Source organism: Kitasatospora sp. McL0602 (genome assembly GCF_052076145.1).
Classification (GTDB): Bacteria; Actinomycetota; Actinomycetes; order Streptomycetales; family Streptomycetaceae; genus Kitasatospora.
In genome coordinates this window covers 2,820,453-2,835,580 of record NZ_CP197246.1, presented here as the reverse complement: position 1 = coordinate 2,835,580, position 15,128 = coordinate 2,820,453, and the positions used below count along the sequence as shown (strand labels likewise).

General features: G+C 72.4%; 13 protein-coding genes and 1 tRNA gene. 11 read left to right on the top strand and 3 right to left on the bottom strand.

Going from position 1 to position 15,128, the window contains the following annotated elements; translation table 11 throughout:
- Positions 1-68: 68 nt before the first annotated feature.
- The 6 genes from ACR68M_RS12780 (at position 69) to ACR68M_RS12755 (ending at position 4,889) form a co-directional block, all read left to right on the top strand.
- Positions 69-139 (top strand) — tRNA-Gln (locus ACR68M_RS12780).
- A gap of 147 nt (positions 140-286) precedes the next feature.
- Positions 287-1,735, top strand: a complete 1,449-nt coding sequence (glmU, locus tag ACR68M_RS12775) for a bifunctional UDP-N-acetylglucosamine diphosphorylase/glucosamine-1-phosphate N-acetyltransferase GlmU (RefSeq protein WP_441250588.1) — start codon at positions 287-289, stop codon at positions 1,733-1,735.
- Between the two features lie 201 nt (positions 1,736-1,936).
- Positions 1,937-2,914: a ribose-phosphate diphosphokinase gene (locus ACR68M_RS12770; protein WP_441250587.1), complete on the top strand. Its 978-nt coding sequence runs from the start codon at positions 1,937-1,939 to the stop codon at positions 2,912-2,914.
- A 277-nt stretch (positions 2,915-3,191) separates the two neighbouring features.
- Positions 3,192-3,782, top strand: coding sequence for a 50S ribosomal protein L25/general stress protein Ctc (locus ACR68M_RS12765; protein WP_441250586.1), 591 nt, complete (start codon positions 3,192-3,194; stop codon positions 3,780-3,782).
- A gap of 109 nt (positions 3,783-3,891) precedes the next feature.
- Positions 3,892-4,473: an aminoacyl-tRNA hydrolase gene (gene pth / locus ACR68M_RS12760; protein ID WP_441250585.1), complete on the top strand. Its 582-nt coding sequence runs from the start codon at positions 3,892-3,894 to the stop codon at positions 4,471-4,473.
- 173 nt (positions 4,474-4,646) lie between these two features.
- Positions 4,647-4,889 (top strand): hypothetical protein, encoded by a 243-nt coding sequence (locus ACR68M_RS12755; RefSeq protein WP_441250584.1) that lies wholly within the window; start codon positions 4,647-4,649, stop codon positions 4,887-4,889.
- Between the two features lie 69 nt (positions 4,890-4,958).
- On the opposite strand, the gene ppc is transcribed toward ACR68M_RS12755, so the two are convergent.
- Positions 4,959-7,727 (bottom strand): phosphoenolpyruvate carboxylase, encoded by a 2,769-nt coding sequence (gene ppc, locus ACR68M_RS12750; protein WP_441251596.1) that lies wholly within the window; start codon positions 7,725-7,727, stop codon positions 4,959-4,961.
- Positions 7,728-7,975: 248 nt separating this feature from the next.
- Between ppc and ACR68M_RS12745 the strand changes: the two genes are divergently transcribed.
- On the top strand, positions 7,976-9,235 hold the full coding sequence (locus tag ACR68M_RS12745) for a sensor histidine kinase (RefSeq protein ID WP_441250583.1): 1,260 nt from the start codon (positions 7,976-7,978) through the stop codon (positions 9,233-9,235).
- Between the two features lie 57 nt (positions 9,236-9,292).
- On the opposite strand, the gene ACR68M_RS12740 is transcribed toward ACR68M_RS12745, so the two are convergent.
- Together ACR68M_RS12740 and ACR68M_RS12735 are read right to left on the bottom strand one after the other, a co-directional pair.
- A complete protein-coding gene (locus ACR68M_RS12740) occupies positions 9,293-9,799 on the bottom strand; it encodes an SUKH-3 domain-containing protein (RefSeq protein WP_441251595.1) in 507 nt (168 codons plus the stop codon).
- Positions 9,800-9,839: 40 nt separating this feature from the next.
- The gene (locus ACR68M_RS12735) at positions 9,840-10,316 is read right to left on the bottom strand and encodes a YwqJ-related putative deaminase (protein ID WP_441250582.1); all 477 of its coding nucleotides are present in this window, start codon (positions 10,314-10,316) and stop codon (positions 9,840-9,842) included.
- 385 nt (positions 10,317-10,701) lie between these two features.
- Between ACR68M_RS12735 and ACR68M_RS12730 the strand changes: the two genes are divergently transcribed.
- From ACR68M_RS12730 to ACR68M_RS12715, 4 genes are all read left to right on the top strand, one after another.
- Positions 10,702-11,682, top strand: a complete 981-nt coding sequence (locus ACR68M_RS12730) for an NAD-dependent epimerase/dehydratase family protein (protein ID WP_441250581.1) — start codon at positions 10,702-10,704, stop codon at positions 11,680-11,682.
- Between the two features lie 56 nt (positions 11,683-11,738).
- On the top strand, positions 11,739-12,869 hold the full coding sequence (locus tag ACR68M_RS12725) for a DegT/DnrJ/EryC1/StrS family aminotransferase (protein WP_441250580.1): 1,131 nt from the start codon (positions 11,739-11,741) through the stop codon (positions 12,867-12,869).
- Between the two features lie 31 nt (positions 12,870-12,900).
- On the top strand, positions 12,901-14,007 hold the full coding sequence (locus ACR68M_RS12720) for a DegT/DnrJ/EryC1/StrS family aminotransferase (RefSeq protein ID WP_441250579.1): 1,107 nt from the start codon (positions 12,901-12,903) through the stop codon (positions 14,005-14,007).
- Between the two features lie 111 nt (positions 14,008-14,118).
- Positions 14,119-15,120 carry an SMI1/KNR4 family protein gene (locus tag ACR68M_RS12715; RefSeq protein ID WP_441250578.1) on the top strand — a complete coding sequence of 334 codons (1,002 nt, stop codon included), beginning with the start codon at positions 14,119-14,121 and terminating at the stop codon, positions 15,118-15,120.
- Positions 15,121-15,128 lie beyond the last annotated feature (8 nt).

Below are 15,128 nucleotides of genomic sequence, written 5' to 3'. Positions count from 1 at the left end.
CGCCGCAACCCGTAGGCTGTGCCGAGAAACCGCCTGAGGCGTGTGCCGGCGGCCGGTTTGATGCTCGATCCGCCGTGGTGTAATGGCAGCACTGGGCCCTTTGGAGGCCTCTGTCTGGGTTCGAATCCTAGCGGCGGAGCTCATCCACCCCCAGTGATCGGTTCGGGTACGGCGCCGCTGCGCCGGTATTGTCGGGCCCAGCTCGGCGGGCTGTGCGGAGGGCCACCGGCCTGGGGCCCGGTCGGGCCGACTCCCTTACCCCAGGAACGACCGAGGAGCCTCCCGCGTGAGTGCCAACAACCCCGCTGCCGTGATCGTGCTCGCCGCTGGCGGCGGGACTCGGATGAAGTCCAAGCGCCTCCCCAAGGTCCTGCACGAGGTCTGCGGGCGCTCGCTGGTGGGGCACGCGGTCGCCGCTGCCCAGGAGTTGACGCCGCAGCAGCTGGTCGTGGTGGTCGGCCACATGCGTGAGCAGGTGCAGGCCCACCTCGCCGAGCGGTACGAGGGCGTCCGCACCGTCGTGCAGGAGGAACAGAACGGCACCGGGCACGCCGTCCGGATCGCCCTCACCGCGCTGGCCGCCGACGGCGTCGAGCTGGACGGCACCGTGGTGATCACCACCGGTGACGCGCCGCTGCTGACCGGCGGCACCCTCGCCGCGCTGGTCGCCGCCCACGCCGAGCAGGGCAACGGCGTCACCGTGCTGACGGCCGTCGTGCCGGACGCCTTCGGCTACGGCCGCATCCTGCGCGACGAGGCCGACAGCGTCGCGGCGATCGTCGAGGAGAAGGACGCCACCGAGGCGCAGCGCGCCATCGCCGAGATCAACTCCGGCGTCTTCGCCTTCGACGCCAAGCTGCTCGCCGAGGCGCTCGGCCGGGTCGGCACCGACAACGTGCAGGGCGAGGAGTACCTGACCGACACGCTCGCCATCCTGCGCACCGCCGGGCACCGCGTCGGCGCGGTCGTCGCGGGCGACTTCCGCGACATCGTCGGCATCAACGACCGGGTGCAGCTCGCCGAGGCCCGCCGGATGCTGAACGCCCGGCTGGTCGAGCGGGCGATGCGCGAGGGCGTCACCGTCGTCGACCCGGCGTCCACCTGGCTGGACGTCCAGGTCACGTACGAGCCGGACGCGGTGGTGCACCCCGGCACCCAGCTGCGCGGCACCACCCACCTCGGCGAGGGCTGCGAGGTCGGTCCGGGCACCACGCTGACCGACACGTCCGTCGGCGCGGACGCCAAGGTGAGCTACACCACCGCCTTCAGTGCCGAGATCGGCGAGCTGGCCTCCGTCGGCCCGTACGCCTACCTGCGGCCGGGGGCCAAGCTGGCCCGCAAGGCGAAGGTCGGCACGTACGTGGAGATCAAGAACTCCGAGCTGGGCGAGGGCGCCAAGGTGCCGCACCTCTCCTACATCGGGGACGCGACCATCGGGGAGGGCAGCAACATCGGTGCGGCGTCCGTCACAGTGAACTACGACGGCCAGCAGAAGTTCCGCACCACCATCGGGGCGCACTGCCGCACCGGCTCCGACAACATGTTCATCGCCCCGGTGACGATCGGGGACGGCGCCTACACGGCCGCCGGATCGGTCATCATCAGCGATGTTCCGGCCGGATCGCTGGGTGTGGCGCGGGCGCAGCAGCGCAACGTGGCCGGCTGGGTGCAGCGCAAGCGGCCCGGTTCGGCGTCGGCGCAGGCGGCCGAGGCGGCAGGGGCCGGGGAGGTCTGAACGGCCTAGCGAGGACCACCGGAGGTGTCCCCACCGGGGACGCTTCCGGGCCGGGCGCGTAACCTGGAGTACATACGTGCGCCATTGGGCTCTGCCCCGCGTCTGGGCGTACCTCCAATCCCCCGTTGACCACCGGCTCGGGCCACGCCCGGGTGCGGCGCGGCGGGTTCATGTGCGTCAGCAATACGAGGAGACGGTGCAGTGAGCGGGATCACGACGTCGGGTGAGAAGAAGCTGAAGCTCTTCTCCGGCCGTGCCCACCCCGAGCTGGCGAAGGAGGTGGCCGCTGCGCTCGGCACCGAACTCGTCCCGACCAAGGCCTACGACTTCGCCAACGGCGAGATCTACGTCCGCTTCCTGGACTCCGCGCGCGGTGCGGACTGCTTCGTCATGCAGAGCCACACGGCTCCGATCAATCAGTGGATCATGGAGCAGCTGATCATGATCGATGCTCTGAAGCGGGCCTCCGCCCGGAGCATCACCGCGATCCTGCCGTTCTACGGCTACGCCCGTCAGGACAAGAAGCACCTGGGCCGCGAGCCGATCTCGGCCCGCCTGGTCGCCGACCTGCTGGCCCAGGCCGGTGCCGACCGGATCATGGCCGTGGACCTGCACACCGCGCAGATCCAGGGCTTCTTCTCCGGCCCGGTGGACCACCTGTTCGCGCTGCCGATGCTCTGCGACTACGTCGGCGAGCGGGTCGACCGCTCGAAGCTGACGATCGTCTCGCCGGACGCCGGCCGGGTGAAGGTCGCCGACCAGTGGTGCGACCGCCTCGACGCCCCGCTGGCGATCATCCACAAGCGCCGCGACACCAGCCAGGCCAACACCATCCTGTCGGCCGAGGTCGTCGGTGACGTCAAGGGCCGGGTCTGCGTCCTGGTCGACGACATGATCGACACCGCCGGCACGATCTGTGCCGCCGCCGACGCGCTCTTCGAGAACGGCGCCTCGGACGTCATCGTGGCCGCCACCCACGGTGTCCTCTCCGGCCCGGCCGCCGACCGCCTGAAGAACTCCCGGGTCAGCGAGTTCGTCTTCACCAACACCCTGCCGACCCCGGCCTCGCTCCAGCTCGACAAGGTCACCACCCTGTCGATCGCCCCGTCGATCGCCGCCGCGATCCGCGAGGTCTTCGAGGAGGGCTCGGTCACGAGCCTCTTCGAGGGCGTGCACTGAGCCGAGTAGCTCATCGATCGGCCCCGGTGCGGCACACGCACCGGGGCCGATTTCTTGGTTGACGGGGCGTGCGGTTAGACTCGTGAGACTGCTCGGCGAGGGATGCCGTGCGCCTTTTCCGGGCGCCCGCCTCCGTGATCGACGCGCTGCCGCAGCCGACTTCGGCTGTCCGCAGTTCCGTCTGCCGCCGAGCGACCCCCGAACGTACTTGAGGGTGTGGTCCCGGCGGTTTTTTGTCGCCTGCACCCCGCGCCAGATTCTTACGAGGAGTGCAGTCGTGTCCGAGATCCGCCTTGCCGCTGAGACCCGCACCGAGTTCGGCAAGGGTGCCGCCCGTCGCGCCCGCGTCGCCGGCCTCGTCCCCGCCGTCGTGTACGGCCACGGCCACACCCCGGTCCACCTGAACCTGCCCGGCCACGCCCTGATGATGGCGCTGAAGACCCCGAACGCCCTGCTGGTCGTCCCGATCGAGGGCAAGGACGAGTACGTCCTGCCGAAGGCCGTCCAGCGTGCGGCCATCAAGCGCAACATCGAGCACGTCGACCTGCTGCTGGTGAAGCGCGGCGAGAAGGTCACCGTCGAGATCCCGGTCCTGACCGAGGGCGAGCTCGCCCCGGGCGGCAACCTGCTCGAGCACGTGCTGAACACCCTCCCGGTCGAGGCCGAGGCCACCCACCTGCCCGAGTCGGTCACCGTCTCGGTCCAGGGCCTGGAGGCCGGTGCCTCCGTCCTCGCCAAGGACATCACCCTCCCGGCCGGCACCACCCTGGCCGTCGACGGCGACACCGTCGTGCTCCAGGTCATCGGCGCCCAGGCCTCGCAGGCCGACGCCGACGCCGAGGCCGCTGCTGACGCCGCCTCCGCCTGAGCATCACGCACTGCTTGAACCGCTGCCCCGGCCCCTCCCGTTGCGGAGAGGCCGGGGCAGCGGTGTGTCCGGGATGATGAGGGGACTCGCGAGTTGAGGAGCGCTTGAGATGAGCGGCGAAGAGTACACAGGGCCCTGGCTGGTCGTCGGGCTCGGCAACCCGGGTGAGGGCTACGCCCGCAACCGGCACAACATCGGCTTCATGGTGGTCGACCTGCTGGCGCAGCGGATCGGCTCCAAGTTCAAGGCCCACAAGAGCCGGGCGCAGATCGCCGAGGGCCGGCTCGCCGGGCAGCGGGTGGTGCTGGCGAAGCCGATGACCTTCATGAACCTCTCGGGCGGCCCGACCACCGGGCTGCGCGACTTCTACAAGGCCCCGACCGCCTCGATCGTCGCCGTCCACGACGAGTTGGACATCGACTACGCCGCCCTGCGGCTGAAGCTCGGCGGCGGCGACAACGGGCACAACGGCCTCAAGTCGATCACCAAGTCGCTCGGCCCGGACTACCACCGGGTGCGCTGCGGGGTCGGCCGCCCGCCGGGGCGGATGGAGGTCGCCGACTTCGTGCTGAAGGACTTCTCCTCGACCGAGCGCAAGGAGCTGGACTGGTTCGTCGACCGGGCGGCCGACGCCGTCGAGGCGCTGCTGACCGACGGGCTGGAGCGAGCCCAGAGCACGTACAACTCCTGACCTTCCGTCAGCTGTCAACCCCCCCCGACCACAACAGTCGTACAACGCTTGGGCCCTGGCGCTGAATCCGTATGGGAACGACCGGCCGGATCCGCTACGGTCTTGCCCGTACACGCAGGGTTGAGGGGCTCGGGCTGGGGGTAGGAGACGTGATTCGGTCACAGCGTGTCCAGGTGGGACGGCTGATCGGCGGCACGGTGTTGCTGGCCTCCGCCGCCGTGCTGGGCGCACCCGCGGCGCAGGCCGCGACGCCGACCAGCTCGCCGGAGCCCGCCGCCGCACAGCTGAAGCCGCCGACGAGTCAGATCGGCGGCTCCGCCGGGCTCTACGCCGTGGGCGGCGGCCTGGTGGTCGTCGCGGGCGGCGCGGCGACCTGGCTCCGGCGGCGCCGCAGCGGGCGCTTGACGGCGCATTAGGCACCTGGTGAGCCACAGACAAGGGCGCGGGGCAAGAGCCCCGCGCCCCTGGTGGTTCCAGGGCTGAGGTCAGCCCGTGTTGCGGAGGCCGGCGGCGATGCCGTTGACGGTCAGGAGCAGGGCGCGGGCTCGCAGCGGGTCCTCCGGGCGGCCCTGGGCGACCAGCTCGCGCTGGCTGCGGAGCAGGGCGACCTGGAGGTAGGAGATCGGGTCGAGGTAGGCGTCGCGGACCACGAAGGTCTGCTTCAGGATCGGGTTGGACTCCAGCAGGGTGCTCTCACCGGTGAGGCGCAGCACCTCCTTGACGGTGCGGTCGTGCTCGGCGGTGATCTGGTCGAAGACGTGGTGCAGGTCGGCGGGGACGAGCTGCTCGACGTAGTGCCGGGCGATCCGCAGGTCGGTCTTGGCCAGCGTCATGGCGACGTTGGACAGGAAGTTCTGGAAGAAGTGCCACTCGCCGTGCATCTCGTCCAGCACGTCGCCGAGACCGGCCTCGCGGGCGGCGGCCAGGCCGGAGCCGACGCCGTACCAGCCGGGGACGATCTGCCGGGACTGCGTCCAGCCGAAGACCCACGGGATGGCCCGCAGGCCGTCCAGGCCCGCGCCGGAGTCCGGCCGCCGCGACGGGCGGGAGCCCAGGTGCAGCGAGGCCAGCTGGTCGACGGGGGTCGCGGCGAAGAAGTACTTCGGCAGGTCCTCCTGCTCGACCAGCGCGCGGTAGGAGGTGTGCGCGGCTGCGGAGACCTGGTCCATCGCCGCGTCCCAGCGGGCCAGCTCCTCGGGGGCCTGGCGCGGTGAGGTGTGCAGGGCGGAGGCGGCCAGCGTCGCGGAGACGGTGAGCTCCAGGTTCTCCCGGGCCAGCGAGGGGATCAGGTACTTGTCGGAGATCACCTCGCCCTGCTCGGTGACCTTGATCTCGCCTTCCAGGGTGCCCCAGGGCTGGGCGAGGATCGCCTCGTGCGAGGGGCCGCCGCCGCGCCCGACGGTGCCGCCGCGGCCGTGGAAGAGCCGCAGCCGGATGCCGTACCGGTGGGCGACGTCGCGCAGCCGGCGCTGGGCCCGGTGGATCTCCCACTGGGAGGTGGTGATGCCGCCGAACTTGGACGAGTCGGAGTAACCCAGCATCACTTCCTGGACGTCGCCCCGGAGGGAGACGAGCAGGCGGTAGGAGGGGTCGGAGAGCATCTCGTCCAGGATGCGGTCGGCCTCCTGGAGCTCGTCCGTGGTCTCCAGCAGCGGGACGATGCCGATCTTGGCGATGCCCGCGTGCAGATCGATCAGCCCGGCCTCGCGGGCCAGCACGGTCGCGGCGAAGACGTCGTCGGCGCCCTGGCACATCGAGATGATGTAGCTCTCGACGATCTCGTCGCCGAACCGCTCGAAGCCCTCACGGATGGTGTTGAAGACGCCCAGCGTCTTCGTCCCGGCGGCGTCCAGCGGCGCCGGGGTGGGGGCCAGCGGGCGGCGCGAGCGCAGCTCCTTGGCGAGCAGCTTCTGGCGGTACTCGCGCGGCATGTCCGAGTAGCGCCACGCCTCCTCGCCGAGCCGGTCGAAGAGCTGGCCGAGCGCGTGGTGGTGCGCCTCGGCGTGCTCGCGGACGTCCATCGTGGCCAGCTGGAGGCCGAACGCCTCGACGGTGCGGATCGCGCGGGCCAGGCGGCCGTCGGCGATCAGCTCGCCCCGGTGGGCGCGCAGCGAGTCCTGGACGAGCTTCAGGTCGGCGATCAGCTCACGGGTGCCGAGGTAGTCGCGGCCCTCGACGTGCTGGGTGCCGGTGGCCAGCCGCTCGCGGGTGTTCTCCAGCTTCAGCCGGACGCAGGTCGCCTTCAGCCGGTACGGCTCCTCGGCGTTCATCCGCTTGTAGCGCGGGCTCAGCTCGGGCAGCACCTTGAGGTCGGCGTCCAGCGACTCCAGCAGCTCGGCGGAGGCGCCGGCGAGGCGGACGGAGGTGGAGAGCGAACTCCGCAGGTCGTCCACGGCCGCCAGGGCGTCCTTGATGCCGTACTCGTGCTGGAGGTTGAGGACGTCCCAGGTGACCTGCGGGGTGACGTTCGGGTTGCCGTCGCGGTCGCCGCCGATCCAGGTGCCGAAGGTCAGCGGGCGGACGCCGTCGGGCAGCGTCAGGCCGACCCGGGCCAGCTCCTCGTGCAGCTCCTCCAGCACCTCGGGGACGGCCTCGCGGTACAGCTCGTCCAGGTAGTAGACGGCGTTGCGGGCCTCGTCGGTGGGCTCCGGGCGGGCGATCCGCAGCTCGTCGGTCTGCCAGAGCAGGTCGATCACCTCGGCGAGGCGGCGGTCGGCCTGACGCTTCGCCGAGTTGTGGCGGATCGGGTCGGTGGTGGAGAGGCCGGACGCGACGTGCTCGCGGTGGATGCGCTCGAGGAGTTCACCCACCCGGCGGAGCTTGTTCAGCACGCTGCGGCGGGCCGCCTCGGTCGGGTGCGCGGTGAAGACCGGGCGGACGGCGAGGTTGGCCAGGGTGTTGGCCAGGTGCTTCGGGTCCGCGTCGGCGAGCTGGTCGGCGGTCTGCGCCAGCAGCGAGCCCTCGCGGGCCCGGCGGCCGGCGAACTCGCGGCCGCGGTGCACCTGCTCGGTGACGTTCGCCAGGTGGAAGTAGGTGGAGAAGGCCCGGACGAGCTTGGCCGCCGTCTCGAGGTCGATCTCGGCGAGCAGCTGGGCCGTCGCCTCGCCGTCGGTGCGGCTGAGCAGGCGGACCTGCTCGACCAGCCCCAGCAGTGAGGGGCCCTCCTGACGTACCAGGGTCTCGCCGAGCAGGTCGCCGAGCCGGCGGATGTCCGCGCGCAGGGCGGCGTTCGCGGCTTCGGGGTCTGCGGTGATCGGGCTGGGGCTGTCCGCCGGAGTGGGGACCGGAGCGGTCACGGCTGGCTCCCTGAGATGGTGGGGTTCGGCAACGGCTCTCGTCACCGAGAGTGGTGGTGACGTGTGCGGACCGCGCTGTCCGACGCCCCCAGCATAGGTGGCACGGGGTGCCGTGACGGAGACCTGGCCGGATGCCGGACAGGCGCCGAAGGTATTGCCGGTAAGTCGCTGGGAGAGAGCAAACTGTCCCGCCTAGGCTGTGCCCCATGAGCAAGTCGCCTGAGGGGGGCGGGCCGGGCCGGTCACTGTGGTGGTGGGCGCGGCGCCGTAGCGCGGTGCTGGACGTGGGGTTGGCGGCCTTGGCCGCTCTGGAGTGCGCGGTCGGCGCGTACGCGGTCGTGGGGGACCGGCTGCACTGGGGGATACCGGTCGCTCTGACGGCGGCCGGGCTGGGCGCGTTGGCCGGGGCCACGCTGATCGTCCGGCGGCGCTGGCCGCTGGTGCCGGCGGTGACGGCGCTGGTCTTCGTCCCCGGGCTGTTCGGGGTCGTCCTGCTGGTCGTGTCGCTCTACAGCTTGGCGGCGACCTGGGAGTGGCCCACCCGGCGCTGGCGGGTGGTCGGGCTCTCGGTGCTGGCCTTCGTCGAGGCCCTGGGCATGCTGCTGATCAACTTCCTGAGCACCCGGGTGCCGCCCGGCGAGGCGACGCCGCCGGTGTGGGTCTTCCTGCTGCTGTCGGTGATGGTCGCCGTCGGCGTGACCGTGCCGCCCGTGGTCACCGGCCTGTACGTCGGCGCCCGGCGGCGGCTGATCGAGTCGCTCAAGGACCGCGCCCACGGCCTGGAGACCGAGCTCGACCTGCTCGCCGAGCAGGCCCAGGAGCGGGCCCGCCGGGCCCGGCTGGAGGAGCGGACCCGGATCGCCCGCGAGATGCACGACGTCGTCGCCCACCGGGTCAGCCTGATGGTGGTGCACGCCGGGGCATTGGAGCGGATCGTCGACCGCGACCCGGACAAGGCCCGGCAGAGCGCCCAGCTGATGGGCGAGGTCGGGCGGCAGGCCCTGAACGAGCTGCGGGAGATCCTCGGCGTGCTGCGGATGTCCGAGGAGACCGTCGAGCTGGCCCCCGGCCTGGCCGGGCTGCCGGGGCTGGTCGCGCAGTCGGAGGCGGCCGGGATGCGGGTGACGCTGACCGTCCGGGGCGAGTGCCGGGCGTTCGTGCCGGAGGCCGAGCAGACGGCGTACCGGGTCGTGCAGGAGGGCCTGACCAACGCACACAAGCACGCGGGCGGGGCGAAGGTCTGCGTGCTGCTCGCGTACGTGCCCAACGGCGTCCGGGTGCTGGTCGCCAACGACTGCCCCGGCGGCGGCGCAGCCGTCCGCCTGCCGAGCGGCGGCAACGGGCTGCTCGGCATGCGGGAGCGGGTGCTCGCCCTCGGCGGCACCTTCGCCGCAGGAGCCGACGGCGACGGGGGCTTCCGCGTCGAGGCCGTCCTGCCGTCCCGGCTGGCGCTGCACGAGAGCTGACGCACCTGGGGATGCCCAGCAGGGGCCTCGCGCCCCTGCTGTGGTTGCTCTGGGCTGTCAGGGAGTGCGGAGGCGGTCCGGGGTGAGGCCGAGGACGAGGGTGGCGACGGCCTGGTCGGTGGTGTGGCCGAGGAAGTACTCGCCGGTGTGGTCGAGGCTGTAGACGCGGGCCTCCTCGTCCACGGCCAGGAGGGCCTGGCCGTAGAGCTCCTCGCCGAGCGGGGCGACTCGGGAGCCGAGGGCGCGGCCGAGGTCGGCGAGGGTGCGGGCCTGGTGGAGGCCGCAGCGCGGGTCGAGGAGGAAGGGGGTGCGGGCCAGGTGCTGGCCGGCTCCGGAGAGGTCGAAGGAGAGGCCGCCGAACTCGGCCCAGGCCTCGATCGCGGCGGGGAAGACGGCGTGCTGCACGCCCGCCGCGTCGCCGTGCGCGACCAATTCGTCGGCCCACTCCTCGGCCTGGCGGATCTGCCAGCGGCCGGGGTGCCAGCCGGCCTGCTTGAGGGCGGCGGCGACATCGGCCGGGAACCGGGGCTTGGTGCGGGGCGCTGAGACGGCGGGCGGATTCAGGACGTACTCCGAGGGTGGTGGCAGGGCGGTGGCCGGGCGCTCAGCGGGTGGCAGGGCCGACGGCGACGCTCGTGACGTTCAGGTGGTCGAGCAGCGGCCCGCAGGAGCGGCACGGCGGCGCGTGCGTACCGTGCGCCGGATCGCCCTCCTCGCGGATGCGGACGGTGGTCAGCCGGGAGCCCTTGAGCGACTTGCGGGCCTCCTGGATGGTCAGCGGCTTGCGGACGGCACGCTTGGAGCGCCCCGAGTCCACCTCCGTCAGGTGCTGCGAGAGCAGCACCGCCTCGGGGCAGCGGCCGGTGAAGCGCTCGCGCTGCTCCAGCGGCAGCCCGGCGAGGAACTCGGCGACCAGGGGATGCAGCGTCGGGCGGGCGTCCGCCTTGTCGCCCGCCAGCGTGCGGACCTCGCCGCTGCGCAGCGAGAGCGCGGCCGCGACGGCGGGCAGCAGGCTGTCCCGGTGGTGGCGCAGCGCAGGGACGGCCGGTGCCGCGGCGAGCGGCTGCTCCGCGAGGTCCATGGCTGCTCCTTCGGCGCTGGTCGGTCGGGCTGTGCTGCTGACGGACGGTGAGTAGATGACGTAGGGACACGCTAAGGGCCCAAGCCTGCCAAACGCCTCCGACATTCGCCGAGCCGGGGTGCTGCTGTGTCGCCCACTCGGTCCAACTCGGGCGTTCGGTACCGGTTTTGCCGATTCGGCCCCCCGGGGGTGGCGGCGGCCGGTAGCGTTCCAGAAGTGGGGCCTGAGTGTTCGAACCGTGGGGGAGCGGATCGTGCCGGGCCCGGCACGCCGTGGGGGCAGCAGGGCGCGCAAGGGGGGTCTTGCGATGACGTACGGACACGTACGGGCGCGCCACGGCGACTGACACCCAACTGATCATCGCTCAGGAGAGGGCCGGCGCCCGATGAACGCAGTCGCCATTGAGGGTTCCCGCTGTCTGGTCACCGGCGGGGCCGGGACCATCGGTTCCACCGTGGTGGACCAGCTGATCGAGGGCGGGGCCCGCGAGGTCGTCGTCCTGGACAACTTCGTCCGTGGCCGGATGGAGAACCTCGCCCCCGCACAGGCCGCCGCCGCACCCGGCCAACTGCGGGTGGTGGACGGTGACATCCGTGACCGCGCGCTGCTGCGCGAGCTGCTCGGCGACGACACCGACCTGCTCTTCCACCTCGCCGCGATCCGGATCACCCAGTGCGCCTCCGAACCCCGGCTGGCCCTGGAGATCATGGTGGACGGCACCTTCGACGTGGTCGAGGCCGCCGCCGAGAAGGGCGTGAAGAAGGTCATCGCCTCCTCGACCGCCTCCGTCTACGGCCTCGCCGACACCTTCCCGACGCCGGAGACCCAGCACCCCTACAACAACGACACCCTCTACGGCGCCGCGAAGGTCTTCAACGAGGGCCTGCTGCGCAGCTTCCACGCGATGCACGGCCTGGACTACGTCGCGCTGCGCTACTTCAACGTGTACGGCCCCCGGATGGACGTGCACGGCCGCTACACCGAGGTCTTCATCCGCTGGATGGAGCGGATCGTCGCCGGGGAGCCCCCGCTGATCTTCGGCGACGGCGCCCAGACCATGGACTTCGTCTACACCGAGGACATCGCCAGGGCCAACCTGCTGGCCGCCGCCGCACCCGTGACGGACCGGGTCTACAACATCGCCAGCAGCACCGAGGTCTCCCTCCGGGGCCTCGCCGACGCCCTGCTGCACGCGATGGACCGCCCCGACCTGGACGTCGAGCACGGCCCGGCCCGGGGCACCGCGGGCGGTGTCGTCCGCCGCCTCGCCGACATCTCCGCCGCCCAGCGCGACCTGGGCTGGAAGCCCGAGCTCGGCCTCGACGACGGCCTGCGCAAGCTCGTCGCCTGGTGGCGCGAGCAGTGATGCGAGTAGTGACGGCGTAGCGGCGTAGAGCAACCACAGCAGAGTTTGGAGCACCTGTGTCCACGATCCCCGTCATGATCCCCTGGCTCGGCGAGGAGGAGGCCCAGGCCGCCGCCGAGGCCGTCCGCTCCGGCTGGGTCGCCCAGGGCCCCCGGGTCGCCGAGTTCGAGCGGGCCTTCGCCGAGTACGTCGGTGCCCCGCACGCCGTCGCCGTCTCCTCCTGCACCACCGCGCTGCACCTGGCCCTGATCGGCGCGGGCATCGGCCCCGGCGACGAGGTCGTGGTGCCCTCGCTGTCGTTCATCGCCACCGCCAACGCGGTCGCCTACCTCGGCGGCACGCCGGTCTTCGCCGACGTCGACCCGGCGAGCGGCAACCTCACCGCCGGGACGGTCGAGCCGGTGCTCACCGACCGCACGAAGGCCGTGATCGCCGTCGACCAGGGCGGGGTGCCCGTCGACCTGGACGCCCTGCGGGTCCTGGTCGAACCGCGCGGCGGAGTCGTCGTCGAGGACGCGGCGTGCGCGGCGGGCGCGCTGTACCGGGACCGCCCGGCCGGCGGGACGGCGCAGATCGCCGCGTACTCCTTCCATCCGCGCAAGCTGCTCACCACCGGCGAGGGCGGCATGCTCACCTGCCAGGACGGTGAACTCGCCGCCCGGCTACGGCGGTTGCGCGAGCACGGGATGAGCGTCTCGGCCGCCGACCGGCACGCCGCCGGGGGCGGGGCGAGCGTGGTCGAGACGTACGACGAGGTCGGCTACAACTACCGGATGACCGACATCCAGGCCGCGATCGGCCTGGTGCAGCTCGGCAAGCTGCCCGCGATGGTCGCCCGCCGCCGCGAACTCGCCGCCCGCTACCGCGCGTTGCTCGGCCCGCTGGCCGAGCGGATGGTCACCGACCCGGAGCACGGCAGCGGCAACTACCAGTCCTGCTGGCTGCTGCTGCCCGAGGGCGCCCCCGACCGCACGGAGGTGCTGGCCCGGCTCGCCGAGGCCGGGGTCTCCGCCCGTCGCGGCATCATGGCCGCCCACCTGGAGGCCCCCTACAAGGGCACCGCCCGGGTGCCGCTGCCCGCCACCGAGCTGATCACCCACCGCTCGCTGATCCTCCCGCTCTACCACTCGCTCACCGAGGAGCAGCAGGACCGCGTCATCGCGGCGCTGCGCGAGGCGCTCCGCTAGTCGCACCACCCAGACCGAGGGGCTTACCTGTATGACCGACATCCCGCTCGTTGATCTGCAAGCCGCGCACGCCGAGGTCGCCGAGGAGGTGCGCGCGGGGTTCGACCGGGTGCTGGCGACCGGTGCCTACATCAAGGGCCCGGACGTGGCCGAGTTCGAGGCCGAGTACGCGAGCTTCTGCGAAGCCCGGCACGCCGTCGGGACGGCGAACGGCACCGACGCGCTGGAGTTGGCCCTCCGGGCGCTCGAACTGCCGGACGGCGCAGGGGTGGTGCTGCCCGCCAACACCTTCGTCGCGACCGCCGAGGCCGTCGTCCGGGCAGGGCTGCGGCCGGTGCTGGTCGACTGCGACCCCGATTACCTCCTGATCGACCCCGCGCTCGCCGCCGAGGCGCTGCCGGGTGCGGCGGCCCTGATGCCCGTCCATCTGAACGGTCAACTCGCGCCGATGGAGCAGCTGTTGGAGATCGCGGGGGAGACCCCGGTGATCGAGGACGGCGCCCAGTCGCAGGGTGCGAAGCGGCACGGCCGGGCGTCCGGCTCCTGGGGCCGGATCTCCGCGACCAGCTTCTACCCCGGCAAGAACCTCGGCGCGTACGGCGACGCGGGTGCCGTCGTCACCGACGACGACCGGCTGGCCGCCGCCGTGCGGCTGATCGGCGACCACGGGTCGGGCCGCAAGTACGTGCACGAGCGCTTCGGCTTCAACTCCCGGATGGACACCCTCCAGGCCGTCGTGCTGCGGGCCAAGCTGCGCCGCCTGCCCGGCTGGAACGTCCTCCGCCGGGCCGCCGCCGCCCGCTACGACGAGCTGGTCGGCGGGCTGGACGGCCTGCGGCTGCCCGGCACGATGCCCGGCAACGAGCACGTCTGGCACCTCTACGCCGTCCGGATCGCGGACGGCCGCCGGGACGAGGTGCTGGGCAAGCTCCAGGCCGCCGGGGTCGGCGCGGGCGTCCACTACCCCGTCCCCGTCCACCTCCAGCCCGCCTTCCGCGAGCTGGGCCACGGCGTGGGCAGCTTCCCCGTGACCGAGCGGGCGGCGGGCGAGATCCTGACGCTGCCGCTCTTCCCGCAGATCACGGAGAGTCAGCAGAGCCGGGTCGCGGAGGTGCTGGCCAAGGCCCTCGCGGGCTGATCTCTGTTCGAAGGAACCTTCGGGTGGCGGCCGGGCGTCGGCTGCCACCCCCTAGGCTGGTGCCCACCAAGGACGGATGTACGGACGCACGCAGCCAGTGGGGGCACCCAGATGACGACAGGCCAGCCCGGCGCCCTGGCGCCCAACGGGGCGTACGCGGGCCAGGTGGTGAGCTTCCCGGACCCGGTCCGGGCCGCGAAGCACCCGCGCGGGGTGCTCATCGACGCGTACGGGCACCCGGATTTCGGCCCCTACGCGGCCGCCGCCGCCGAGGTCGCGGACCCGCCGCCGGGGCTTGGCGTGGACGAGCTGCGGCTCACCGACTACGTCTCGGCCAACGCCGCGCTGTTCACTCAGGGCCACGAACTCTGGGCCGACCTCGACACCGCCGTCGCCACCCCGCCGGGCTGGACGTGGCACCACGTCGCCGGGCGGACGGCCCCCGGCTGGCGCCGGATGGAGCTCGTTCCGGTCGAGGTCAAGGCGCTGCTCCGGCACCACGGCGGCCTGGCCCGCTCGCAGGCCGACCACGGCCGCCGCGGCACCAGCCCGATCCAGCAGCACCGCCCCGCGCACTTCTCGCTCGCCAAGGACGGCGGCGACCCGCTGAGCGTCACCGAGGACCTGGTGCAGCGAGCGGAGGAGCGGCTCGGCCACCCGCTGCCCGCCGCCTACCGCAGCTTCCTCAAGCTCGCCGGCGGCCGTGCCCCCGTCGGAGTCGCCCTGGACACCGGGCTCGGCCTGCTGCTCGACCAGCCCTTCCTGACGCTGAGTGAGGAGTACGGCGTCCAGGACCTGGTCTACGCGAACAAGTGCCTGCGCGACCACCTCACCAAGGACTACCTCGGCATCGCCTACGTGCAGGGCGGGCTGCTGGCCCTCAAGGTCCGCGGCGAGGGAACCGGCTCGGTCTGGTTCTGCCTCTACGACGACGCCCGGGACTCGGGCGGCACCGACGAGAGCCCGGACGACCGGGTGCGGCGGCTGCTGCTGCCGTGCGGCACGGACTTCGACGACTTCCTGCTGCGGCTGGCGGGCAGCCCGCCGGAGCTGGAGACCGTCGCGGGGATGATGGTGGACGGCGGGTTCGCCCGAGCCGTCCCGGTGAACTGACGCGGTGA

Bases quoted from the DNA above. Each gene is read 5' to 3' on its own strand.
- pth (WP_441250585.1), top strand. From the start codon at position 3,892: ATGAGCGGCGAAGAGTACACAGGGCCCTGGCTGGTCGTCGGGCTCGGC.
- ACR68M_RS12745 (WP_441250583.1), top strand. From the start codon at position 7,976: ATGAGCAAGTCGCCTGAGGGGGGCGGGCCGGGCCGGTCACTGTGGTGG.
- ACR68M_RS12735 (WP_441250582.1), bottom strand. From the start codon at position 10,316: ATGGACCTCGCGGAGCAGCCGCTCGCCGCGGCACCGGCCGTCCCTGCG.
- ACR68M_RS12730 (WP_441250581.1), top strand. From the start codon at position 10,702: ATGAACGCAGTCGCCATTGAGGGTTCCCGCTGTCTGGTCACCGGCGGG.
- ACR68M_RS12720 (WP_441250579.1), top strand. From the start codon at position 12,901: ATGACCGACATCCCGCTCGTTGATCTGCAAGCCGCGCACGCCGAGGTC.
- ACR68M_RS12715 (WP_441250578.1), top strand. From the start codon at position 14,119: ATGACGACAGGCCAGCCCGGCGCCCTGGCGCCCAACGGGGCGTACGCG.